Consider the following 255-nt stretch of genomic DNA (forward strand, 5'->3'; position numbering starts at 1 on the left):
TAAATACTCCCTAGCAACCGATAGTGAAACAGTACCGTGAGGGAAAGGTGAAAAGCACCCCGGGAGGGGAGTGAAAAAGAACCTGAAACCGTGTGCTTACAAACAGTTGGAGCACCATTCCCACCCATGAAAGTGTTACTTTCGCGGGGACCCGGGAGGTGTGACAGCGTGCCTTTTGTAGAATGAACCGGCGAGTTACGATTGCGTGCAAGGTTAAAGTGAAGAGCTGGAGCCGTAGCGAAAGCGAGTCTTAAA

1 rRNA gene is annotated in these 255 nt (G+C 50.6%); it reads left to right on the forward strand.

Features of this window, described 5'->3' with window-relative positions:
- Nucleotides 1-255 (forward strand): 23S ribosomal RNA (locus TEPIDINF_RS15265); the annotation flags it as partial.

It is taken from the genome of Tepidibacillus infernus (assembly GCF_048898065.1).
Classification (GTDB): Bacteria; Bacillota; Bacilli; order Tepidibacillales; family Tepidibacillaceae; genus Tepidibacillus_B; species Tepidibacillus_B infernus.